The sequence below is a fragment of the Piscinibacter defluvii genome (genome assembly GCF_004011805.1).
In the GTDB taxonomy this organism is placed as follows: domain Bacteria; phylum Pseudomonadota; class Gammaproteobacteria; order Burkholderiales; family Burkholderiaceae_C; genus Piscinibacter; species Piscinibacter defluvii.
The window spans coordinates 112,516-134,181 of the sequence record NZ_RCHJ01000013.1 but is presented as its reverse complement, the minus strand read 5'-3'; the positions used below and the strand labels follow the sequence as shown (position 1 = coordinate 134,181).

Sequence of the window (21,666 nt, the reverse complement as noted above, 5' to 3'; positions counted from 1 at the left end):
GGCCCCAACGAAAACGCGGCGCCGAGGCGCCGCGTCGTCACCGGGGCGAGCCGCCCTCAGTTGACCTGCGAGAGCTGGTCCAGGATGGCCGGGTTCTCCAGCGTGGAGGTGTCCTGCGTGATGGCCTCGCCCTTGGCGATCGAGCGCAGCAGGCGGCGCATGATCTTGCCCGAGCGGGTCTTGGGCAGGTTGTCGCCGAAGCGGATGTCCTTGGGCTTGGCGATCGGGCCGATCTCCTTGCCGACCCAGTCACGCAGTTCCTTGGCGATGCGCTTGGCCTCGTCGCCGGTCGGGCGCGGGCGCTTCAGCACGACGAAGGCGCAGACCGCCTCGCCGGTGGTCTCGTCCGGCCGGCCCACCACGGCGGCCTCGGCCACCAGCTCGGTGTGCGACACCAGCGCCGACTCGATCTCCATCGTGCCCATGCGGTGGCCCGAGACGTTCAGCACGTCGTCGATGCGGCCGGTGATGGTGAAGTAGCCGGTCTTGGCGTCGCGGATCGCGCCGTCGCCCGCGAGGTAGTACTTGCCCTTGAAGTCCTCGGGGTAGTAGCTCTTCTTGAAGCGCTCCGGGTCGCCCCAGATGGTGCGGATCATCGACGGCCAGGGACGCTTGACGACCAGGATGCCGCCCTGCCCCCACGCGACTTCCTTGCCGGTCTCGTCGACCACCGCGGCCTGGATGCCCGGGAAGGGCAGCGTGCAGGAGCCCGGCACCAGCGTGGTGGCGCCCGGCAGCGGGGTGATCATGTGCCCGCCGGTCTCGGTCTGCCAGAAGGTGTCGACGATCGGGCAGCGGCCGCCGCCCACGTGCTGGTGGTACCACTCCCAGGCGGCCGGGTTGATCGGCTCGCCCACCGAGCCGAGGATGCGCAGGCTCTTCAGGTCGTAGCTCTTCGGGTGCACCGCGTCGTTGGCCTCGGCGGCCTTGATCAGCGAGCGGATCGCCGTGGGCGCGGTGTAGAAGATCGTGACCTTGTGGTCCTGGATCATCTTCCAGAAGCGGCCGGCGTCCGGGTAGGTGGGCACGCCCTCGAACACGATCTCGGTGCCGCCCAGCGCCAGCGGGCCGTAGGTGATGTAGGTGTGGCCGGTGACCCAGCCGATGTCGGCGGTGCACCAGAACACGTCGTCGGGCTTCAGGTCGAAGGTCCACTTCGTCGTCAGCGCCGCGTGCAGCAGGTAGCCGCCGGTGCTGTGCTGCACGCCCTTGGGCTTACCGGTCGAGCCCGAGGTGTAGAGCAGGAAGAGCGGGTGCTCCGCGCCGACCCACTCCGGCTCGCAGGTGCTGCTCTGGCCGGCCACCACGTCGTGCAGCCACTCGTCGCGGCCGGCGGTCCAGGCGATGTTGCCGCCGGTGCGCTTGTAGACGATGACGTTCTTCACCTTCTCGCAGCCGCCCAGCGCGATCGCCTCGTCGACGATGGCCTTCAGCGGCAGCTGCTTGCCGCCGCGCAGCTGCTCGTCGGCGGTGATCACGGCCACGGCGCCGGCGTCCTCGATGCGGTCGCGCAGCGATTGCGCCGAGAAGCCGCCGAACACCACCGAGTGCGTGGCGCCGATGCGCGCGCAGGCCTGCATCGCGGCCACGCCCTCGACGCTCATCGACATGTAGATGACGACGCGGTCGCCCTTCTTGATGCCGCGCGCCTTCAGCGCATTGGCCAGCTGGCTGACCTGCGCCAGCAGCTGCTTGTAGGTGACCTTGGTGACCTTGCCGTCGTCGGCCTCGAAGATGATCGCGACCTTGTCGCCGAGGCCCTTCTCGACGTTGCGGTCCAGGCAGTTGTAGGAGACGTTCAGCTCGCCGTCCTCGAACCACTTGAAGAACGGCGCGTTGCTCTCGTCCAGCGCCTTCGTGAAGGGCTTCTTCCAGGTGACGAACTCGCGCGCCAGGCGCGACCAGTAGCCTTCGTAGTCGGACTCCGCCTCGGCGCACAGCTTGTCGTAGGCCTCGCGACCGGAGATGTATGCGTTCTTGACCGCGGCGTCGGGCGGCGGATAGAGGTGGGTCTCGCTCATCGGCGTCTCCTGATGAATGAATCGGACCGGCGGCCCGGATCGGTATGGTGCGGACCTTAGGCAGATGCTCTTACGAAGGGCTGACGCCCCGCGTCGCCGACGATGCTACGCAGCCTAGAATCCCCGGCCAATACTGGGACAACCCGAGGGGGGAAACGAATGAGCAGACCGCTGGACACGCGGCCGCGCGGGAAGCTGGGCCCGCTGGAGAACCTGATCTTCCTCAGCCGCTGGCTGCAGCTGCCGCTGTACCTCGGCCTGATCGCCGCCCAGGCGGTCTACGTGTACCACTTCTGTGCCGAACTGGTACACCTCATCGAAGCCGCCTTCGGCAGCCAGCACGCGCTGACGATCCTGGTCGAGAACCTCGGCTACAAGGCCAACCCGATCCTCAACGCCGAGGGCGCCCGGGTCGGCTACGAGCAGATCAAGGGCCTGAACGAGACCATCATCATGCTCGTGCTGCTGGGCATGATCGACGTGGTGATGATCAGCAACCTGCTGATCATGGTGATCGTCGGCGGCTACGACACCTTCGTCAGCCGCATGAACCTCGAGGGCCACCCGGACGAGCCGGAGTGGCTCAGCCACGTCAACGCCTCGGTGCTGAAGGTCAAGCTGGCGATGGCGCTGATCGGCATCAGCTCGATCCACCTGCTCAAGAGCTTCATCAACGCCGACAAGCTGCCCGACCGGGTGCTGGTCGCGCAGGTCGGCATCCACCTCGCCTTCCTGCTGTCGGCGATGGCGCTGGGCTTCGCCGACCGGCTGCTCGAGCGTCACCTCCAGCCCGTGCGCAACGGACACTAGGCCTCTGGACGGCTCAGGCCCCGCCCTGTCGCCGGCGTCGGCGCCACCGCTGCAGGCGCACCTTCAGGTGCCAGGCGCCCGAGACCAGCAGGTAGCTGAGCAGCCCGCCCACCGCGGCGAAGATCGCCAGCCCGAGCAGCAGCGGCTTGCCGACCCCGCTGATGCGGCGCCAGGCGCGCTCGAACCAGGATTCGTCCGCGGCGTGCGCCGCCTCGGCCTCGGCCTCCGCGTCGGCCACCGTCGGCGCGGGCGGCTCGCCGGCCGGCCCGCCCAGGACAGCGTTGCCCACGCGCCAGGCCGCGTAGTACACCGGGCCGAAGGTGACCGGGTTGGTGACCAGCGTGCTGGCCACTGCGGTCGGCAGGTTCGCCCGCATCAGCACGGCCGCGGCCGCGGCCAGCGGGATCTGCGCGATCGGCACCAGCAGGCCGAAGAAGATGCCCAGCGCCACCCCGAGCGCGATGCCGCGCCGGCTCATGTGCCACAGCCGCGGATGGTGCAGCGCCGGGCCGATCCAGCGCAGCCAGCGGTTGCGGCTCAGGGCCTCGGGGGTGGGCAGCAGCCGACGCAGCCGGTCGTTCATGCGGGCCCGTCCGTGTTCGCGCCGGCAGCACGGCCCGGCGGCGGCCCGGCGCGCGAGGGCACGCGCAGGTGCAGCGCGGCCTGGGCCATCAGGCTGGCCGAGACCGGCGCGGTGACGAACAGGAACAGCGTGATCAGCAGCTCGGGCAGGCCGGCCCGGCCCTGAACCCAGGCCAGCGCCATGCTCGCCAGCAGCACGCCGCCCACGCCCAGCGTGGTCGCCTTGGTGGGCGCGTGCAGGCGCATCAGGAAGTCCGGGAAGCGCAGCATGCCGATCGCGCCGACCAGCGTGAACAGCCCGCCCACCACCAGCAGCGCGGCGACGGCGATCTCGATCCACAGCGGCAGGGTTTCCATCACCGGTCTCCGGTCATTCGATCACGTCACCGCGGCTCAGGTAACGCGCCAGCGCCACCGTCGAGACGAAGCCCAGCATCGCGACGATCAGCGCCGCCTCGAACAGCAGCGCGCTGCGCCAGCGCAACCCGAGCAGGATCACCAGCGCCACGGTGTTGATGTAGAGCGTGTCCAGCGCGAGCACGCGGTCCACGGCCTCCGGGCCGCGCAGCAGCCGCCAGGCGCAGGGCAGCAGGGCCAGCGCCACCGCGCCGAGGGCGAAGTCCAGGGCCAGCTCGATCAGGTTCATTCGAAGATCTCCCGCAGCGGCGCCTCGTAGCGGCGCTGGATGTCGGCCACCAGCGCGCCCGGGTCGGCGCAGTCCAGCGCGTGCACCAGGATCTCACGGCGCTCCTCGTCGACCACGCAGGAGACCGTGCCCGGCGTGGTGGTGACGATGCTGGCCAGCAGCGACACCGCGGTCGGATGGGTGAGCGTCAGCGGCACCGGCACCCAGGCCGGCCGGGGCCGCGCCGCCGGGTTCAGCACCAGGCGCGCCACCGCCAGGTTGGCCACCAGGATGTCCCACAGCACCACGCCGGCCAGACGCAGCGCCGTGCCGACGCTGCGCAGCCGGACGCCCGGGCCGAGGAGGCCATGCACCAGCCGCGGCACCAGCAGCGCGAGCAGCGCCGCCGTCAGCAGCTGCGCCGGCGCGAGGCTGCGCTGCAGCAGCAACCAGGCCGCGGCCAGCAGCAGCGACAGCACCGGGTGCGAGAACCAGCCGGCGCCGGGCTTCACCGCGGGGCTCCCGGTTCGCCGCGGTAGGGCCGCGTGGTCGTGGCGCGTTCGTCGCCCAGCACGGCGCGGGCGTAGGCGGCGCGGTCGAGCAGCTGCGCCGCGGCCGCCTCGGTGTAGCGCTGCAGCGGCGCGGCGAACGCGCTCATCAGGATGCCGGAGCCCAGCAGGGCGAGCGTCGCCGCCACCAGCCGCGGGCTGGCGCCCGCCGCGCTGCCGCTCGACTCGCTGCGCACGTGCCAGAACAGGATGCTGCCGGCCCTCGCCAGGCCGATCAGCGTCAGGAAACCGGCACCGAGGATCACCGACCAGACGGCGACCACCGCGCCATGCGGCAGCGAGGCCTCGAGGATCATCAGCTTGCCGATGAAGCCCGGCAGCGGCGGCAGCCCGGCCACCGAGGCGGCGGCCAGCAGCAGCATCAGGCCGAGCAGGGTCGGCTGCGCCACCGGCGCGGCCGGCTCGAGCCGGCCGGCGGCCTCGCCGCGCTGCGCCGCCACCAGCTCGGCGAGCAGGAACAGCCCGGCGATCACCAGCGTGCTGTTGGCCATGTAGAACAGCGCCGCCGACCAGGCCGCCGCGTTGAACAGGCCGAGCGCGGCCAGCACCGTGCCGACCGAGGCCACCGTCAGCCAGGCGACCAGGCGCGGCAGCGTGGTCGCGGCCAGTGCGCCCAGCACGCCGGTCGCCGAGGTGAGCAGCGCCAGCGGCAACAGCAGCGGCTGCACCGTGAAGGCCGAGGCGCCGGCCTCGGCCCCGAACACGACGCCGTGCACGCGCACGATCGCGTAGACGCCGACCTTGGTCATGATGGCGAACAGCGCCGCCACCGGGGCGCTGGCCGCGGCGTAGGTGGCCGGCAGCCACAGCGCCAGCGGCATCAGCGCCGCCTTGAAGCCGAACACCACCAGCAGCAGCAGCGCCGCGGCCTGCAGCAGCGCCGCCTCGGGCGCGCCGACCTGCGGCACGCGCAGCGCCAGGTCGGCGAAGTTCAGCGTGCCGGTCAGCGCGTACAGCAGCGCCACGCCGACGAGGAACAGGGCCGAGGCCGCCAGGTTCAGCACCACGTAGTGCAGCCCGACGCGCAGCCGCTCGCGGCCGCTGCCGTGCAGCATCAGCACGTAGCTGGCGATCAGCAGCACCTCGAAGAAGACGAACAGGTTGAACAGGTCGCCGGTCACGAAGGCGCCGTTCAAGCCCATCAGCTGGAACTGGAACAGCGCATGGAAGTGGCGGCCGTGCGCATCCCAGCCGCCGGCCGCGTACACCAGCACCGGCAGCGCGATGCAGCCGGTCAGCAGCAGCATCAGCGCCGCGAGCCGGTCGATCACCAGCACGATGCCGTAGGGCGCCGGCCACTCGCCGACGCGGTAGACCCGCAACACGCCCGCATCCGCCTCGACGGCCAGCCGGGCCGCCAGCAGCAGCCCGAGCAGCGCCGAGGCGACGGCCGCGCGGCGCGCCAGGCGCAGGCGCGGCGCCGCGTCACCCAGCAGCAGCAGCAGCACCGCCGTGCCGGCCGGCAGCAGCACCGGCAGGATGGGCAGATGGGTTGCGAGGAAGTCGGCAATCACCGTGCGGCCCCCTCGTCGCGCTGGCCGTCGACATGGTCGGTGCCCGATTCGTGCCGGCTGCGCAGCGCCAGCTCGACCACGAAGCCGGTGGTGGCGAAGCCGATCACGATGGCCGTCAGCACCAGCGCCTGCGGCAGCGGGTCGGCCACCTCGCCCGCGCCGCCGAGCACGGGCGCGGCGTCGTGCCACAGCCGGCCCATCGCGAAGATGAACACGTTGACCGCGTACCCGAGCAGCGACAGCCCGAGCACCACCGGGAAGCTGCGTCCGCGCAGCAGCAGGTAGAGGCCGCAGGCGGTGACCCAGCCCACGCCCGTGGCGACGAGGAACTCCATGCTCGGCATCACGCGGCCCTCACCTTGGACGTCTCCTTGCTCGCCGCGCCGAGCGCCGAGAGCATCAGCATCGTGGCGCCCACCACGGTGAGGTAGACGCCGAGGTCGAACAGCGCCGCGCTGGCCAGCGGCAGCTCGCCCAGCAGCGGCACCACCGGGTGGCCATGCGCGCTGGTCAGGAAGGGCCGGCCGAAGGCGAAGGCGCCGAGCCCGGTGAGCCCGGCGATGGCCAGCCCGGTGCCGACCCAGCGTGTGTAGCGCTGCCCGCCGCCGGCGTGCAGCAGCGCCTCGGCGCGGCCCTGCCCGCTGGCCATGTACTGCAGCAGCAGCGCGATGCCGGTCACCAGGCCGGCGACGAAGCCGCCGCCGGGCAGGTTGTGGCCGCGCCAGAAGATGTGCACGCTGGCCACCAGCGCCAGCGGCAGCACGAGGCGCGCCGCGACGCGCAGCATCAGCGGCTCGGGCTCGAAGCTCCAGGGCCGGCCCTGCGGATCGGTCGCCGGGCGCCGCACGCGCCAGCCGTCCAGCAGCGCCAGCACGCCGACCGCGGCGATGCCCAGCACGGTGATCTCGCCGAAGGTGTCGTAGCCGCGGAAGTCGACCAGGATCACGTTGACCACGTTGGTGCCGCCGCCCCGGGCGAGCGAGTTCTCCAGGAAGTACCAGGCGATCGAGTCGTGGTCGCGCGTCAGCACGATCCAGGTCAGCCAGGCGATGCCGCCGCCGCCGGCCAGCGCGAGCAGCGCGTCGCGCGTGCGCCGCGCCGGGCTCGACTCGCGCGGCGCGGTCTGCGGCAGCAGCGCCAGGCCCATCAGCAGCAGCACCGTCGACACCACCTCGACGCTGAGCTGCGTCAGCGCGAGGTCGGGCGCCGACAGCGCAACGAACGTGAGCGAGGTGACCAGCCCGACCACGCCGAGCAGCACCACGGCGCGGAAGCGCTGGTGGTGCGTGGCCACCAGCGCGGCACCGCTGGCCAGCAGCAGCGCCCACAGCACCAGCGCCAGCGGCGAGGCCGGCAGCAGCGTGCGCGTGCCGGCGCCGATCGAGCCGCCCTGCCCGCCCCACCACGGCCAGGCCGCGAGCACGATGGCGCTGCCGACCATCAGCGCGGCATAACGCTGCAGCGAGCCGTTCTCCAGCCGCTGCGTGACGCGCCCGGCCAGCGCGAACAGGCCGTCGACCGCGTGCGTGAAGAGCAGCCGGCCGGTCCAGCCGCGCGGGTGGTGCAGGTGCAGGTCGAAGCGGCGCTGCAACGCGAAGTACAGCGCCACGCCGAGCACCAGCGCGACGGCGCTCATGGCCAGCGGGGCGTTGACGCCGTGCCAGATCGCCAGGTGGTACGCGGGCGGGGGCATGCCGAGCACCGCGCTGGCCGCGACATGCACCAGCGGGCCGAAGGTCAGCGCCGGCGCGACGCCGACCACGACGCACAGCAGCACCAGCAGCGCCACCGGCGCCTTCATCATCAGCGGCGGCTCGTGCGGGTGCGGGTTCGGCAGGTCCCTCGGTTCGCCGTTGAAGAACACGTCGTGGATGAAACGCAGCGAGTAGGCCACCGAGCAGATGCCGCCGAAGGTCGCCGCGAGCGGCACCAGCACGCTCCACGCGGCGCCGTGCTGCACGCCCACCGCCTCGGCGAAGAACATCTCCTTCGAGAGGAAGCCGTTGGCCAGCGGCACGCCGGCCATCGAGGCGGCGGCGACCATCGCCAGCGTCGCCGTCCAGGGCATCAGCTTCATCAGGCCGGCAAGGCGGCGCATGTCGCGCGTGCCGGTCTCGTGGTCGATGATGCCGGCGGTCATGAACAGCGAGCACTTGAAGGTGGCGTGGTTCAGGATGTGGAACACCGCCGCCACCGCCGACAGCGGCGTGGCCAGCCCGATCAGGAAGGTGATCAGCCCGAGGTGGCTGATGGTCGAGTAGGCCAGCAGGCCCTTCAGGTCGTGCTTGAACACCGCCACGTAGGCGGCGAAGGCCATGGTGGCCAGGCCGACGGTGGCGACCACGGACTCGAACAGCCCCGGCCCGCCGAGCACCGGGTACAGCCGCGCGAGCAGGAACAGCCCGGCCTTGACCATGGTGGCCGAGTGCAGGTAGGCCGAGACCGGCGTCGGCGCGGCCATCGCCTCGGGCAGCCAGAAGTGGAACGGCCACTGCGCGCTCTTCGTGAAGCAGCCGATCAGGATCAGCACCGTGGCCAGCGGGAACAGCGGGTGCGCGCGGATCTGCGGAACGCGCTCGAACAGCACCGACAGGTCGTGGCTGCCGCCGATGTGCCCGAGCAGCACCACGCCGGCCAGCAGCACGAGGCCGCCACCGCCGGTGACCGCGAGCGCCATGCGCGCGCCGGCACGCGCCTCGGCCTTGTGGCCCCAGTAGCCCACCAGCAGGAACGAGGAGATGCTCGTCAGCTCCCAGAACACCACCAGCAGCAGCAGGTTGTCGGAGAGCACCACGCCCAGCATGGCCGCCATGAACAGCATCAGCAGGCTGTAGAACTTGCCGGCCGGGTCGCGCTCGTGCAGGTACCAGGCGGCGTACAGGATGATCAGCAGGCCGATGCCGGTGATCAGCAGCGCGAACATCAGCGCCAGGCCGTCGAGGCGGAAGTTGGCGTCCAGCCCGATCGCCGGGATCCACGCGCTGCGCGACAGCAGCACCTGGCCGTCGAACACCGCCCCGGCCAGCGCCAGCAGCAGCGCGAGCGACGCCGCGGTGACGGCCGCGGCGAGCCAGGCGGTCAGCGCGCGGCGCCCGCGCGTGGGCACCTGCCCGCTCCAGAAGCACAGGGTCGTGCCCAGGAGCAGCGGCAGCAGGACGACGAGCGGCAGCGGGTTCATGGGTCGGCGGGAGAAGCGGCGCGATTCTAGGAACGCCACGCCGCCGGCCCCGAGAAGACCTGCGGCGTCGCGGGCTTCGTGCCGGAGGTTGACAGATCAGTCCGGTGTCAGCCGCGTCGGTAAACTTTCGGTTCGCCCTCCCCGCCCTGGACAAGACCATGCCCACCGTCATCCGCCATGCCGACCTCGTCGAGAGCGTCGCCGCCGCCCTGCAGTACATCAGCTACTACCACCCGGCCGACTACATCGCCCACCTGGCGCGCGCCTACGCGAGCGAGCAGAGCCCGGCGGCCAAGGACGCGATCGCGCAGATCCTGACCAACTCCAAGTTGTGCGCCGAAGGCCGGCGCCCGATCTGCCAGGACACCGGCATCGTCAACGTGTTCCTGAAGATCGGCATGGACGTGCGCTTCGAGGGCTTCCCCGGCTCCATCGAGGACGCCGTCAACGAGGGCGTGCGGCGCGGCTACCTCGATCCGGGGAACAAGCTGCGCGCCTCGGTGCTGGCCGACCCGCTGTTCGAGCGCAAGAACACCAAGGACAACACGCCCGCCGTGGTGCACATGACGGTGGTGCCCGGCAGCACGCTCGACGTGACCGTCGCCGCCAAGGGCGGCGGCAGCGAGAACAAGAGCAAGTTCGTGATGATGAACCCGAGCGACAACCTGGTCGACTGGGTGCTCAAGACCGTGCCGACCATGGGCGCGGGCTGGTGCCCGCCGGGCATGCTGGGCATCGGCGTGGGCGGCACGGCCGAGAAGGCGATGCTGCTGGCCAAGGAGGTGCTGATGGAGCCGATCGACATGTTCGAGCTGCTGCAGCGCGGGCCGAAGGACAAGCTCGAGGAACTGCGCATCGAGCTCTACGAGAAGGTCAACGCGCTGGGCATCGGCGCGCAGGGCCTGGGCGGGCTGACCACGGTGCTGGACGTGAAGATCGCCACCTACCCGACCCATGCCGCGAGCAAGCCGGTGGCGATGATCCCCAACTGCGCCGCCACGCGCCACGCCCACGTGGTGCTCGACGGCTCGGGCCCGGCCTTCATGGAGCCGCCCAGCCTCGACCTGTGGCCCGACGTGCACTGGCAGCCCGACTACAACAAGAGCAAGAAGGTCGACCTGAACACGCTGACGAAGGAGCAGGTCGCGAGCTGGAAGCCGGGCGACACGCTGCTGCTGTCGGGCCGGATGCTGACCGGCCGCGACGCCGCGCACAAGCGCATCCAGGACATGCTGGCCAAGGGCGAGCCGCTGCCGGTGGACTTCACCAACCGGGTCATCTACTACGTCGGCCCGGTCGATCCGGTGCGCGACGAGGTGGTGGGCCCGGCCGGCCCGACCACGGCCACGCGCATGGACAAGTTCACCGAGATGATGCTGGCGCGCACCGGCCTGATCGCGATGATCGGCAAGGCCGAACGCGGTCCGGTGGCCATCGAGTCGATCCGCAAGCACAAGAGCGCCTACCTGATGGCGGTGGGCGGCGCGGCCTACCTGGTGGCCAAGGCGATCAAGGGGGCCCAGGTGGTGGGCTTCGCCGACCTCGGCATGGAGGCCATCTACGAGTTCGACGTGAAGGACATGCCGGTGACGGTGGCGGTGGACGCCAGCGGCACCAGCGTGCACGACACCGGGCCGAAGGAGTGGCAGGCGAAGATCGGGAAGATCCCGGTGGTCACGGCCTGAGCGCGGGAGCACTGCCGCGAGCTCTCCGGCCGGTGGGCCTGCAGGCCCGCCGGCGTTCGCGCCGCCCATGAGCCCGCAGGGGCTCATGGGGCCCGAGGGCGCTCACCCCCTTGGATGATGCTGCGCGTGCAGCGCGCGCAGCCGCTCGCGCGCCACATGGGTGTAGATGGTCGTGGTGGAGATGTCGGCGTGCCCCAGCAGCATCTGCACCGCGCGCAGGTCGGCGCCATGGTTCAGCAGGTGGGTCGCGAAGGCATGGCGCAGCGTGTGCGGCGACAGCGGCACCATCACGCCGCCCTTCAGCGCATGCGCCTTGATCAGCTTCCAGAACATCTGGCGCGTCATCGGCCCGCCGCGCGCGGTGACGAACAGCGCGTCGCTCGCCTGGCCGGCCAGGATCGCGCCGCGTGCCTCGCCCAGGTAGCGCTGCAGCCAGGCACGCGCCTCCTCGCCGAAGGGCACCAGGCGCTCCTTGCCGCCCTTGCCGGTGACGCGCAGGGCGCCCTCCGACATCGACAGGTGCACCGATTTCAGCGTCACCAGTTCGCTGACGCGCAGCCCGCTCGCATACATCAGCTCGAGCATGCTGCGGTCGCGCAGGCCGAGCGGCGTGGCCACGTCGGGCGCGGCCAGCAGCGCCTCGACCTGCGCCTCGCTGAGCGTCTTGGGCACACGCAGCGGCGTGCGCGCGGCGTCCAGGCGCAGCGTGGGATCGGCGGCGACGAGGTGCTCGCGCAGCGCCCAGCGGAAGTAGCGCTTGAACACCGTCAGGCGCCGGTTCGCGCTGCTCGCCTTGGTCTGCGCGTGGCGCGCCACGGCGTACGCGCGCAGGTCGGCCTCGTGCGTGTCGTCGAGCGCGCGGCCGGCCGTGCTGGCCAGCCAGCGCGCATACAGGCTCAGGTCGCGCCGGTAGGCGGCCAGCGTGTGGGCCGAGAGTCCGTCCTCGATCCAGAGCGCGTCGGCGAAGCGGTCGATCGAGGCCTCGCTGGCCCGGAGCGCGTCCAACTCACTCCAGCGTCAGCTTCTGCTGCGCGACGACCTTCTTGTACACGTCGAACTCGGCGGCGATCTGCGCCGCGAACTGCTCCGGCGTGTTGGCCACGATCAGCGAGCCGGTGTCCTCGATGCGCTTCTTGACCGCCGGGTCCTCGAGTGTCTTCTTCACCGCCGCGCTGACCTTCTCGACCACCTCCTTCGGCAGCCCCTTGGGCCCGTGGATGCCGTAGTAGGCCATGCGGTTGACGCCCTCGAGGCCGACCTCCTTGAAAGTCGGCACGTCGGGCAGCGCGGCCAGGCGCTGCGGCGCCGCGACGACGATGGCGATCAGCCGGCCGTCCTTGATGAAGGGCAGCGCCGACGGCAGGTTGTCGAAGATGATGGGCACCTGGCCGGCCACCGTGTCGTTCAGCGCCGGGCCCGCGCCGCGGTACGGGATGTGCGTCATGAAGGTGCCCGACAGGCTCTTGAACAGCTCGGTCTGCAGGTGGCCGATGCCGCCGGTGCCGGAGCTGGCGTAGCTGTACTTGCCCGGGCTCTTCTTCAGCTCGGCGAGGAAGCCCTTGTAGTCGCGCGCCGGAAAGCTCGGGTGCACCGCGATCACGTTGGGCGTGGCCGCGACGTTGATGATGGGCGTGAAGTCGGTCAGCGGGTTGTAGGGGATCTTGGCGTTGATGGCCGGGTTGGCGGCGGTGGTCGAGACCGTGGCCATGCCCAGCGTGTAGCCGTCGGGTGCCGAGCGCGCGATCTCGGTGGCACCCACCGAGCCACCGCCGCCGGCCTTGTTGTCGACGATCATCTGCTGGCCGAGCGCAGCGTTGACCTTCTCGGCCAGCACGCGCGCGACGATGTCGGTCGTGCCGCCCGGCGCGAAGGGCACGATCAGCCGCACCGGCTTGGCCGGGTAGGCCTGGGCCCAGGCGGCCGTGGTGAGCAGGGTGGACGACAGCGCGGCGAGGGCGACCAGGGTGCGGCGGTGCATGGACGGGGTCTCCTGAGTTCGGGTGAAGCCGCGAGGATAGCGGGTGGGACCCGGCGGGGCTGGCACACTCGCCCGATGCCCGACCCCTTGTTGCTGCTGCCCGACTTCATGCTGATCGTGGTCGGCTGGGCGCTGTGCCGCTTCACGCCGCTGAACCGCAGCGTCTGGGACGGCGCCGAGAAGCTCGTCTACTTCCTGCTCTTCCCGGTGCTGCTGTTCAGCTCGATCGCGCGCAACCCGCTGCAGCCCGGCGCGATGCTGCAGCTGGCCGGCAGCGGCGTGGCGGTGGTGGCGCTGGGCATCGTGCTGGCCTATGTGCTGCGCTGGGCGCCGGGCGTGGACCCGCGCCTGCACGCCTCCGGCGCGCAGGTGGCGTTCCGCTTCAACTCCTACGTGGCGCTGGCCTTGTCCGAGCGACTGGCCGGCACCGCCGGCGTGGCCTGGATCGCGCTGCTGATCGCACTGTGCGTGCCGCTGTGCAACATCGCCGCGGTGTGGCCGCTGGCGCGCCACGGTGGCCACGGCTACCTGCGCGAGCTGACCCGCAACCCGCTGATCGTCTCGACGCTGGCCGGCCTCGTGTTCAACCTGCTCGGCCTGCGCCTGCCGGAACTCGCCGCCACCACGCTCGGCCGCATCGGCGCGGCCGCGCTGCCGATCGGCCTGATGGCGGTGGGCGCGGGGCTCACCTTCGGCGGGCTGCGTGCCGCGCCGCGGCTGGCGGCCGCGCTGCTGGCGATCCGCCACGCGGTGCTGCCGCTGGCGGCGCTGCTGATCGTCACGCTGCTGGCGCTGCCGCCGGCCCAGCAGGCGGTCGTCGTGGCCTTCGCTGCGCTGCCCACCGCCTCGAGCGCCTACGTGCTGGCCGCGCGCATGGGCGGGCACGGCGGCTTCGTGGCCGGGCTGGTCACCTTGTCGACGCTGATCGGCATGGCCGGCCTGCCGCTGGCGCTGCTGGCGCTTCAGCTCTCGCGCTGAGGCGCCGCCAGCGCCCAGTCGATGTGCTCGCGCACCAGCGGGTCGGCCGCGTCGCGCGCGCCCTGCAGCGCGCAGCGAATCGCCGCGTCCTCGCCGGCGCGCAGCGCGTTGCCGAGCCCGACCGCGAGGTTGCGCCGCCAGCGCCGCCAGCCGATGCGGCGGATCGCGCTGCCCTCGGTGCGCTGCAGGAACTCGGCCCCGCTCCAGGCCCACAACGCGAGCAGCGTGGCGCCGTCCAGCGGCGCGCGGGCATCGAAGTCGGGCAGCGTGGCGCGCTGCGCGAACTTGTTCCACGGGCACACCAGCTGGCAGTCGTCGCAGCCGTAGACGCGGTTGCCGAGCGCCGGGCGCAGCTCGAGGGGGATCGGCCCGTCGTGTTCGATCGTCAGGTAGGAGATGCAGCGCCGCGCGTCGAGCCGGTACGGCGCGACGATGGCCTGCGTCGGGCAGACCGCCAGGCAGGCGCTGCACGAACCGCAATGGGCCTCGATCGGCGGCGTGAGCGGCAGCGGCAGGTCGACATAGATCTCGCCGAGGAAGAACATCGAGCCCGCCTCGCGGTGCAGCGCCAGCGTGTGCTTGCCGCGCCACGCCACGCCGCTGCGCTGTGCCAGCTCGACCTCGAGCACCGGCGCCGAGTCGGTGAACACGCGGTGGCCGAACGGGCCCACGGCCTCGGCCAGCCGGTCGGCCAGGCGCTGCAGCCGCGTGCGCAGCACCTTGTGGTAGTCGCGTCCGCGGGCGTAGAGCGAGACGGTCGCCGCCGTCGGCGTGGCCACGCGCTGCCACTCGAGCGCCTGCCAGTCCGCCGGCGTGGCGCGCGGCAGGTAGTCCATGCGCGCGCTGATCACGCGCACCGTGCCCGGAACGAGCTCGGCAGGCCGCGCGCGCTTCAGGCCATGCACGGCCATGTAGTCCATCGAGCCGTGGAAACCGTTGTGCAACCAGGCCAGCAGGCCGGCTTCGGCGGAACCGAGGTCCACGTCGGCGACTCCGATCTGTGAAAATCCCGCTGCCGCTGCCCAGTCGCGCAACTGCGCGAGCAGGGCCGGCCCGTCCAACCCGGCCAACTCGCTCATTTGACGATTCTAGGAAGCTGCACCCGGCACTGGTCCGACGAAGCCGCCTGCGCTGCCAGTGCGCAGGCGCTGGCCGCCTCGCCCGCGCTGGAGGGCGCCTATGTCGAGCTGTACGGCCCGCTCGGCGCCGGCAAGACCACCTTCGTGCGCCACCTGCTGCGAGCCCTCGGCGTGGCCGGGCGCATCAAGAGCCCGACCTACGCGCTGCTCGAGCCCTACGACACGCCGCGCGGCCCGGTCGCGCATTTCGACTTCTACCGCTTCGACGACCCCCAGGAATGGGAGGACGCCGGCCTGCGCGACGTGTTCGCCGGCCCGGGACTGAAGCTCGCCGAATGGCCCGAGAAGGCCCGCGCGCTGCTGCCGCCGGCCGACCTGCGCGTGCACATCGAGCCGCAGGACGACGAGTCGCGCCGCGTCACCTTCACCGCGCAGAGCGCGCGCGGGCTGGAGCTGCTGCCATGAAGCGGCGCCAGCTGTTCGGCACCCTCGCGCTGCTGCTCGGCCCGGCCCAGATCGTGCGCGGCGCGACGATCCTCGCGGTGCGCGTCTGGCCGGCCGAGGAGTACACGCGCGTGACGATCGAGTCCGACGCCGCGCTGGCCGAGAAGCATTTCCTGGCCGAGAACCCGTACCGCCTGGTGATCGACATCGACGGCCTCGAGCTCAGCCCGGCGCTGCGCGAGCTGGTCGGCAAGGTGCGGTCGGACGACCCGTTCATCCAGGGCGTGCGCGTGGGCCAGAACCAGCCACGTGTGGTGCGCCTGGTGATCGACCTGAAGCAGCCCACCGCGCCGCAGCTGTTCACGCTCGCGCCGGTGGCGGCCTACCAGCACCGCATGGTGTTCGACCTGTACCCGGTGCGCGAGCGCGACCCGCTGCTCGTGCTGATCCAGGAGAAGGAGCAGGCCGAGCGCCAGGCCGCCGAGGCGATGCGCGACGCGCTGGGCGAGTTCATCGGCAAGCTCGACAAGCCGCTGTCCACGCCGCCGCCGGCGCCGCCCGCCTCGGCCAGCACGCCGCGGCCGCCGGCGGTGGCCAGCGGCAAGGTGGACCGGCTGATCGTCGTCGCGCTCGACCCCGGCCACGGCGGCGAGGACCCGGGCGCGATCGGCCCGACCGGTCTGCGCGAGAAGGACGTGGTGCTCGCCATCGCGCTGCAGCTGCGCGAGAAGCTGCACGAGCGCCCCGGCATGCGCGTGATGCTGACGCGCGACGCGGACTTCTTCGTGCCGCTGCAGGAGCGGGTGCGCAAGGCGCGCCGCGTGCAGGCCGACCTGTTCGTCTCGATCCATGCCGACGCCTTCTTCAAGCCCGAGGCGCGCGGCGCCAGCGTGTTCGCACTCAGCGAGCGCGGCGCCTCCAGCAGCGCGGCGCGCTGGATGGCCGATCGCGAGAACGCGGCCGACATGGTGGGCGGCATCAACGTGAAGAACCGCCATGCCGACGTGATGCGCACCCTGCTGGACATGAGCACCGCCGCGCAAATCAAGGACAGCCTGAAGCTCGGCGGCGAGGTGCTGGGCCAGATCGGCCGCGTCGGCCGGCTGCACAAGCGCGAGGTCGAGCAGGCCGGCTTCGCGGTGCTGAAGGCCCCCGACATCCCGTCCATCCTGGTCGAGACCGCGTTCATCTCGAACCCCGACGAGGAAGCCAAGCTGCGCAGCCCGGCCTACCAGGCGCAGCTCGTCGACGCGCTGGCACGCGGCATCGGCCGCTACTTCGCGCGCAACCCGCCCCTGGCCCGCACCCGCACCCTGTGACCGCCATGCTGCACCCCGACGCCCGCGCGCTGCTGGACCTGATGGTCGAGAAGCGCATCCCGCCGGTCAACGAACTCAGCCCCGTCGACGCACGCGCCGCCTACCGCGACCGGCGCGGCTTCACCCAGCCCGACGCGCCGGCCGTGGCCGAGAGCCGCGACTGGCGCATCGACGGGCCGCACGGGCCGATCCCGCTGCGCCTGCTGCGGCCGCAGGGCAGCGTGCCGGGCGAGCTGCTGCCCGGCCTGGTGTACCTGCACGGCGGCGGCTGGACCATCGGCGACCTCGACACGCACGACGTGCTGTGCCGCGAACTGGCCAATCTCTCGGGTGCCGTGGTCGTGTCGGTCGACTACCGGCTCGGCCCCGAGGCGCCCTTCCCCGCCGCGGTGGACGATTCGCTGGCCGCCTACGAATGGGTGCGGCGCGAGGCCGCGTCGCTCGGCATCGACGCGCAGCGCCTGGCCGTGGGCGGCGACAGTGCGGGCGGCAACCTGGCCGCGGTGGTGTGCCTGGCACGGCGCGACGCCGGCCTCGCGCCGCCGGCCTTCCAGCTGCTGGTCTACCCGGCCACCGACCAGCGCCAGCAGGCGCCTTCGCATGCGGCGCTCGGCGAGGGCTACCTGCTGACCCGCGACTCGATGGACTACTACCGCCGGCACTACCTGCCCGACCCGGCCACCTGGACCGACTGGCGCGCCTCGCCGCTGCTGCATCCGGACCTGTCGCGCCTGCCGCCGGCCCTGGTGCTGACGGCCGGCTACGACCCGCTGCGCGACGAGGGCCTGGCCTACGCGCAGCGGCTCACGCAGGCCGGGTCGCGCTCGACGCACCTGTGCTTCGAGCGCCAGATCCACGGCTTCATCACCATGGGGCGGGTGATTGCCGAGGCGAACGATGCGGTGTGGCTGTGTGCGGCAGCGCTGCGCCACGCCCTGCAGCCCTGAACACGCGCCACACCAGCGCCGGGGCGAACAGCGTGCCCGGCGGTGCCAGCAGGTGGGCCACCGCGAGAAAGGCGCGCCCGACGGCCGGGTCGCGGCCGGCGGCCTGGAACAGGCGCGCCAGGTAGCCGTTGACCAGGCGCACCGGCAGCGGCCGTTCGCCCTCGACCGCCGGGATCGCCAGGTCCGCACCCGCGGCGGTGGTCCAGGGCGTGTCGATGATCTGCGCGGCGCGCCGCAGCACGCGCTGCTCCAGGCCCTCGCGCGCGCCGGCCAGCTCCTCGCGCAGCGCGAGCGCCTCGGCCGCCGCGACCGACATGCCCTGGCCGTAGATCGGGTTGAAGCTGCACAGCGCATCGCCGACGGCGAGCAGGCCGCGCGGCCAGCGTGCCAGGCGCTCGACGCGGCGGCGCTGGCTGTGCGGGAAGCGGTAGCCACGCGGCTCGTCGACGAAGCGACCCGCGCCCACCACCGCGGCGATCTCGGGCACGCTCGCCGCGGCACGCGCCGCGAAGCCGGCCCGGTCCAGCGGCGGCGCGTCGGCGCCGTAGCCGGCCAGCGTCACGACCCAGCGGTCCTGCTCCTGCCCGATCAGCACCGCCGGGCGCGGGTGGTCCGCGGTGGCGGTGCCGAGCACCACCTCGAGGCCGGGCAGTTCGTCGCTCCGGCGCTCGAAGTACGCGGTGGCGTAGCGGATGTCGGAGTGCACCCGCTCCTCGTCGGGCACCGGGAAGCCCAGGCCGGCCAGCCACTGCGGCAGGCGCGAGCCGCGCCCGGTGGCATCGACCACCAGCTCGGCCGGGATCTCGAACGCGGTGCCGCCGTCCTCCTCCGGCGCCACGCACAGCCCGCGCACGCGCCGGTCCGCCGCATCCCACAGCGGCCCGAGCACGCGCAGCGGTGCCAGCACGCGCACGCGCGGCAGTGCCAGCACGCGGCGCCGCACCGACCCTTCGATCACGACGCGGCCGACCGCGACGCCGCCGATGCCGCTGTCGCCCGGCGCGAAGCGCTGCCGGCCCGCGTAGAAGGCCACGTTGCGCTGCGCGTCGCCGCAGCGACCGCCCTGGGCCAGCCACTCCTCGGTGATGCCGGGGAACAGCTGCTCGAGCGCCTCGCGCCCGCGCGCCAGCAGGCCGTGGGCATGCCAGGTGTGCGGCGTCGCGCGGCGGTGTGCGTTGCCGGCCGGCAGCACCTCGCGGTCGACCAGCAGCACCTCGTCGAACTGCTCCGCCAGCACGCGCGCCGCCAGCAGCCCGGCGAGGCTCGCGCCCGCCACCACCGCCCGGCGCCCCGCCGGGGCGCGCTGCGCGGCGCGCCAGGTTCCGCCCTCGTCCATCACCATCGTCGTGCTCCCGTCGTGACCGTGAGGCCATCTACGGGCACGAGCCCGAGCCGGATGCGCCGTGGAAGCGCGGCTCAGGTCGTCGCGGCCCGGCGCGCCCTCCACGCGCCGATCAGCACCATCACGCCGGGCAGCAGGATGAAGCCCCAGATGATCTTGTCCAGGTGTTCCTTGACCCAGGGGATGTTGCCGAACAGCACGCCGGCGGTCGTCACGCCGCCCACCCACAGCAGGCCGCCGACCAGGTTGTAGAGCGTGAACTTGCTGCGTGTCATCTGCGCCACCCCGGCCACGAAGGGCACGAAGGTGCGCAGGAAGGGGAAGAAGCGCGCCAGGATGATGGTCACGCCGCCGTACTTCTCGTAGAAGGCATGCGCCTGGTCGAACGCGTGGCGGTTGAAGAAGCGCGTGTTCTCCCACTGGAACACCTTGGGCCCGACGTAGCGCCCGATGCTGTAGTTGCACTGGTCGCCGAGGATGGCGGCCGAGGCCAGCACCGCCAGCGCGAGCGGCAGGTCCATCAGCCCGGCGCCGCACAAGGTGCCGACCACGAACAGCAGCGAGTCGCCCGGCAGGAAGGGCATCACCACCACGCCGGTCTCGACGAACACGATCAGGAACAGCAGCGCGTAGACCCAGGGCCCGTAGGCGGCGACGAAGTTCGCCAGGTGCACGTCGACGTGCAGGATGAAGTCGATCAGGAAGGCGACGATGTCCATGGCGGCGGATTATCGAGGCGGCCTTCCTACAATCCCCCCCATGCCCTGGACCCGCCTCCCATGAACGCGGTGCTGTCGCGCCCCGCGCGCCGCCCGATCCGTGAACTGCCCGACGAGCTGGTGTCGCAGATCGCGGCCGGCGAGGTGGTCGAGCGTCCCGCCTCGGTGGTGCGCGAGCTGGTCGACAACGCGCTGGACGCCGGGGCGCGCGAGGTCGCCGTGCGCCTGACGGGCGGCGGCATCCGCTCGATCCTGGTCGAGGACGACGGGCTCGGCATCCCGGCCGCCGAGCTGCCGCTCGCGCTGCGGCGCCACGCCACCAGCAAGATCGCCTCGCTCGACGAACTCGAGAGCGTCGCGACCATGGGCTTTCGCGGCGAGGCGCTGGCGGCCATCGCCTCGGTGGCCGAGCTGACGATCGCCAGCCGCACCGCCGACGCCGCGCATGCGCAGCGCCTGGAGGCGCGCTCGGGCGAACTGGCGCCCGCGGCGCGGGCGGTGGGCACCAGCGTCGAGGTGCGCGAGCTGTTCTTCGCCACGCCGGCACGGCGCAAGTTCCTCAAGAGCGAGGCCACCGAGCTGGCCCATTGCATCGAGGCCGTGCGGCGCCACGCGCTGACGCGGCCGGACGTCGGCTTCGCCGTCTGGCACGAGGGCAAGCTGGTGCAGCAGTGGCGCCGCGCCGAGCCGGCCCAGCGCCTGCGCGACGTGCTCGACGACGAGTTCGTCGCCGGCAGCCGCGAGCTCACGCTCACCATCGGCCCGCTGCGCATCCACGGCCGCGCCGGCCTGCCCGAGACGGCGCGGGCCCGCGCCGACCAGCAGTACGTGTACGTCAACGGGCGTTACGTGCGCGACCGGCTGATCGCGCACGGCGTGCGCTCGGCCTACGAGGACGTGCTGCACGGTGCACGCCAGCCGAGCTACGTGCTGTTCATCGACATCGCGCCGGACCGTGTCGACGTCAACGTGCACCCGACCAAGATCGAGGTGCGCTTCCGCGATGCACGCGAGGTGCACCAGGCGGTGCGCCGCGCGGTCGAGTCGGCGCTCGGCGCCTCGCGCGCGGCCGAGGCCGGGGCGGAGGTGCCGGAAGTCCCGTCCGACACCCCCGGCCCGGCGGCAGCCTGGCGGCCGCCGGCGGCGCCGCAGCAGGCCTCGCTCGGCCTGGCGCAGGCGGCCCTGCTGTATGCGCAGGAGCCGCCGCCCGCCTGGGCGGGGCCTGCCGCACCTGCCGCGGCACCCGCCGCTGCGCCGGTCGCCGACCCCGGCGACTGGCCGCTCGGCCGGGCACTGGCGCAGCTCGGCGGGGTCTACATCCTGGCCGAGAACCGGCAGGGCCTGGTGATCGTGGACATGCACGCGGCGCACGAGCGCATCGTCTACGAGCGCCTGAAGGCCGCGCTGGCCGGCGGCGTGATCGAGGCGCAGCCGCTGCTGATCCCGGCCAGCTTCGCGGCCACGCCGCAGGAGATCGCCACCGCCGAGCAGAACGAGGCGACGCTGCGCGCCCTCGGGCTCGACGTGGCCCCGCTGTCGGCCGGCACCCTGGCGGTGCGCTCGCGCCCGGCCGCGCTGGCCGGCGGCGACGTGGTCGAGCTGGCGCGCGGCGTGCTCGCCGAGCTGGCGCAGTACGACGCGAGCAGCGTGATCCAGCGTGCGCAGCACGAGATCCTCGCCACCATGGCCTGCCACGGCGCGGTGCGCGCGAACCGGCAGCTGACACAGGCCGAGATGAATGCGCTGCTGCGCGACATGGAGGCCACCGACCGCGCCGATCAGTGCAACCACGGCCGGCCGACCTGGCGCCAACTGACGATGAAGGATCTGGACACGCTGTTCTGGCGTGGCCGCTGAACTTTCGCGGCCGGCGCCG

Annotated in this window: 20 protein-coding genes; 7 read left to right on the top strand and 13 right to left on the bottom strand. The window is 72.4% G+C overall.

The window, feature by feature from the left end:
* Window positions 1-56: 56 nt before the first annotated feature.
* Window positions 57-2,021 (bottom strand): acetate--CoA ligase, encoded by a 1,965-nt coding sequence (acs, locus tag D9C15_RS20095; protein WP_128000246.1) that lies wholly within the window; start codon window positions 2,019-2,021, stop codon window positions 57-59.
* Window positions 2,022-2,180: 159 nt separating this feature from the next.
* On the opposite strand from acs, the gene D9C15_RS20090 reads away from it, so the two are divergent.
* Complete coding sequence (locus D9C15_RS20090) at window positions 2,181-2,831, top strand: YqhA family protein (protein ID WP_128000245.1); 651 nt, start codon at window positions 2,181-2,183, stop codon at window positions 2,829-2,831.
* Window positions 2,832-2,844: 13 nt separating this feature from the next.
* Here D9C15_RS20090 and D9C15_RS20085 read toward each other — a convergent pair whose 3' ends face one another.
* From D9C15_RS20085 to D9C15_RS20055, 7 genes are read right to left on the bottom strand one after another with little or no spacing between them, the layout of a single operon-like run.
* Window positions 2,845-3,414: a DUF2062 domain-containing protein gene (locus D9C15_RS20085; protein ID WP_128000244.1), complete on the bottom strand. Its 570-nt coding sequence runs from the start codon at window positions 3,412-3,414 to the stop codon at window positions 2,845-2,847.
* Window positions 3,411-3,770, bottom strand: a complete 360-nt coding sequence (locus D9C15_RS20080) for a Na+/H+ antiporter subunit G (RefSeq protein ID WP_205854855.1) — start codon at window positions 3,768-3,770, stop codon at window positions 3,411-3,413. Before D9C15_RS20080 ends, D9C15_RS20085 begins: the two co-directional genes overlap by 4 nt.
* A 13-nt stretch (window positions 3,771-3,783) precedes the next feature.
* Window positions 3,784-4,059 carry a K+/H+ antiporter subunit F gene (locus D9C15_RS20075; RefSeq protein WP_128000243.1) on the bottom strand — a complete coding sequence of 92 codons (276 nt, stop codon included), beginning with the start codon at window positions 4,057-4,059 and terminating at the stop codon, window positions 3,784-3,786.
* Window positions 4,056-4,550 carry a Na+/H+ antiporter subunit E gene (locus D9C15_RS20070; RefSeq protein ID WP_128000242.1) on the bottom strand — a complete coding sequence of 165 codons (495 nt, stop codon included), beginning with the start codon at window positions 4,548-4,550 and terminating at the stop codon, window positions 4,056-4,058. Before D9C15_RS20070 ends, D9C15_RS20075 begins: the two co-directional genes overlap by 4 nt.
* Window positions 4,547-6,121 (bottom strand): monovalent cation/H+ antiporter subunit D, encoded by a 1,575-nt coding sequence (locus D9C15_RS20065; RefSeq protein WP_128000241.1) that lies wholly within the window; start codon window positions 6,119-6,121, stop codon window positions 4,547-4,549. Before D9C15_RS20065 ends, D9C15_RS20070 begins: the two co-directional genes overlap by 4 nt.
* On the bottom strand, window positions 6,118-6,456 hold the full coding sequence (locus D9C15_RS20060) for a Na+/H+ antiporter subunit C (protein WP_205854854.1): 339 nt from the start codon (window positions 6,454-6,456) through the stop codon (window positions 6,118-6,120). The genes D9C15_RS20065 and D9C15_RS20060 overlap by 4 nt, the downstream gene beginning before the upstream one ends.
* Before the next feature lie 8 nt (window positions 6,457-6,464).
* A complete protein-coding gene (locus tag D9C15_RS20055) occupies window positions 6,465-9,299 on the bottom strand; it encodes a monovalent cation/H+ antiporter subunit A (RefSeq protein WP_128000240.1) in 2,835 nt (944 codons plus the stop codon).
* 158 nt (window positions 9,300-9,457) lie between these two features.
* On the opposite strand from D9C15_RS20055, the gene D9C15_RS20050 reads away from it, so the two are divergent.
* The gene (locus D9C15_RS20050) at window positions 9,458-10,984 is read left to right on the top strand and encodes a fumarate hydratase (RefSeq protein ID WP_128000239.1); all 1,527 of its coding nucleotides are present in this window, start codon (window positions 9,458-9,460) and stop codon (window positions 10,982-10,984) included.
* A gap of 102 nt (window positions 10,985-11,086) precedes the next feature.
* Here the strand turns inward: D9C15_RS20050 and xerD are convergent, their stop codons facing one another.
* Together xerD and D9C15_RS20040 are read right to left on the bottom strand one after the other, a co-directional pair.
* A complete protein-coding gene (xerD, locus tag D9C15_RS20045; protein WP_128000238.1) occupies window positions 11,087-11,989 on the bottom strand; it encodes a site-specific tyrosine recombinase XerD in 903 nt (300 codons plus the stop codon).
* Between the two features lies 1 nt (window position 11,990).
* Complete coding sequence (locus D9C15_RS20040; protein WP_128000237.1) at window positions 11,991-12,962, bottom strand: tripartite tricarboxylate transporter substrate binding protein BugE; 972 nt, start codon at window positions 12,960-12,962, stop codon at window positions 11,991-11,993.
* A gap of 75 nt (window positions 12,963-13,037) precedes the next feature.
* Between D9C15_RS20040 and D9C15_RS20035 the strand changes: the two genes are divergently transcribed.
* Window positions 13,038-13,940, top strand: a complete 903-nt coding sequence (locus D9C15_RS20035) for an AEC family transporter (RefSeq protein WP_128000236.1) — start codon at window positions 13,038-13,040, stop codon at window positions 13,938-13,940.
* On the opposite strand, the gene queG is transcribed toward D9C15_RS20035, so the two are convergent.
* Window positions 13,925-15,019 carry a tRNA epoxyqueuosine(34) reductase QueG gene (gene queG / locus D9C15_RS20030; RefSeq protein ID WP_128000235.1) on the bottom strand — a complete coding sequence of 365 codons (1,095 nt, stop codon included), beginning with the start codon at window positions 15,017-15,019 and terminating at the stop codon, window positions 13,925-13,927. The two genes, D9C15_RS20035 and queG, sit on opposite strands and share 16 nt — an antisense overlap.
* On the opposite strand from queG, the gene tsaE reads away from it, so the two are divergent.
* The 3 genes from tsaE to lipP1 are packed head-to-tail and all read left to right on the top strand — an operon-like array spanning window position 15,020 to window position 17,729.
* Window positions 15,020-15,484, top strand: a complete 465-nt coding sequence (gene tsaE, locus D9C15_RS20025) for a tRNA (adenosine(37)-N6)-threonylcarbamoyltransferase complex ATPase subunit type 1 TsaE (RefSeq protein ID WP_240668484.1) — start codon at window positions 15,020-15,022, stop codon at window positions 15,482-15,484.
* Window positions 15,481-16,782, top strand: coding sequence for an N-acetylmuramoyl-L-alanine amidase (locus D9C15_RS20020; RefSeq protein ID WP_128000233.1), 1,302 nt, complete (start codon window positions 15,481-15,483; stop codon window positions 16,780-16,782). The genes tsaE and D9C15_RS20020 overlap by 4 nt, the downstream gene beginning before the upstream one ends.
* 5 nt (window positions 16,783-16,787) lie before the next feature.
* Window positions 16,788-17,729 (top strand): LipP1 family hormone-sensitive lipase, encoded by a 942-nt coding sequence (gene lipP1, locus D9C15_RS20015; RefSeq protein ID WP_128000232.1) that lies wholly within the window; start codon window positions 16,788-16,790, stop codon window positions 17,727-17,729.
* Here the strand turns inward: lipP1 and D9C15_RS20010 are convergent.
* Window positions 17,647-19,065 (bottom strand): FAD-dependent oxidoreductase, encoded by a 1,419-nt coding sequence (locus D9C15_RS20010; RefSeq protein ID WP_128000231.1) that lies wholly within the window; start codon window positions 19,063-19,065, stop codon window positions 17,647-17,649. The two genes, lipP1 and D9C15_RS20010, sit on opposite strands and share 83 nt — an antisense overlap.
* Before the next feature lie 80 nt (window positions 19,066-19,145).
* Window positions 19,146-19,790, bottom strand: coding sequence for a DedA family protein (locus D9C15_RS20005; protein WP_128000230.1), 645 nt, complete (start codon window positions 19,788-19,790; stop codon window positions 19,146-19,148).
* A gap of 60 nt (window positions 19,791-19,850) precedes the next feature.
* Here D9C15_RS20005 and mutL point away from each other — a divergent pair, with 60 nt between their 5' ends.
* The gene (gene mutL / locus D9C15_RS20000; RefSeq protein WP_128000229.1) at window positions 19,851-21,647 is read left to right on the top strand and encodes a DNA mismatch repair endonuclease MutL; all 1,797 of its coding nucleotides are present in this window, start codon (window positions 19,851-19,853) and stop codon (window positions 21,645-21,647) included.
* The last annotated feature ends 19 nt before the right edge of the window (window positions 21,648-21,666 follow it).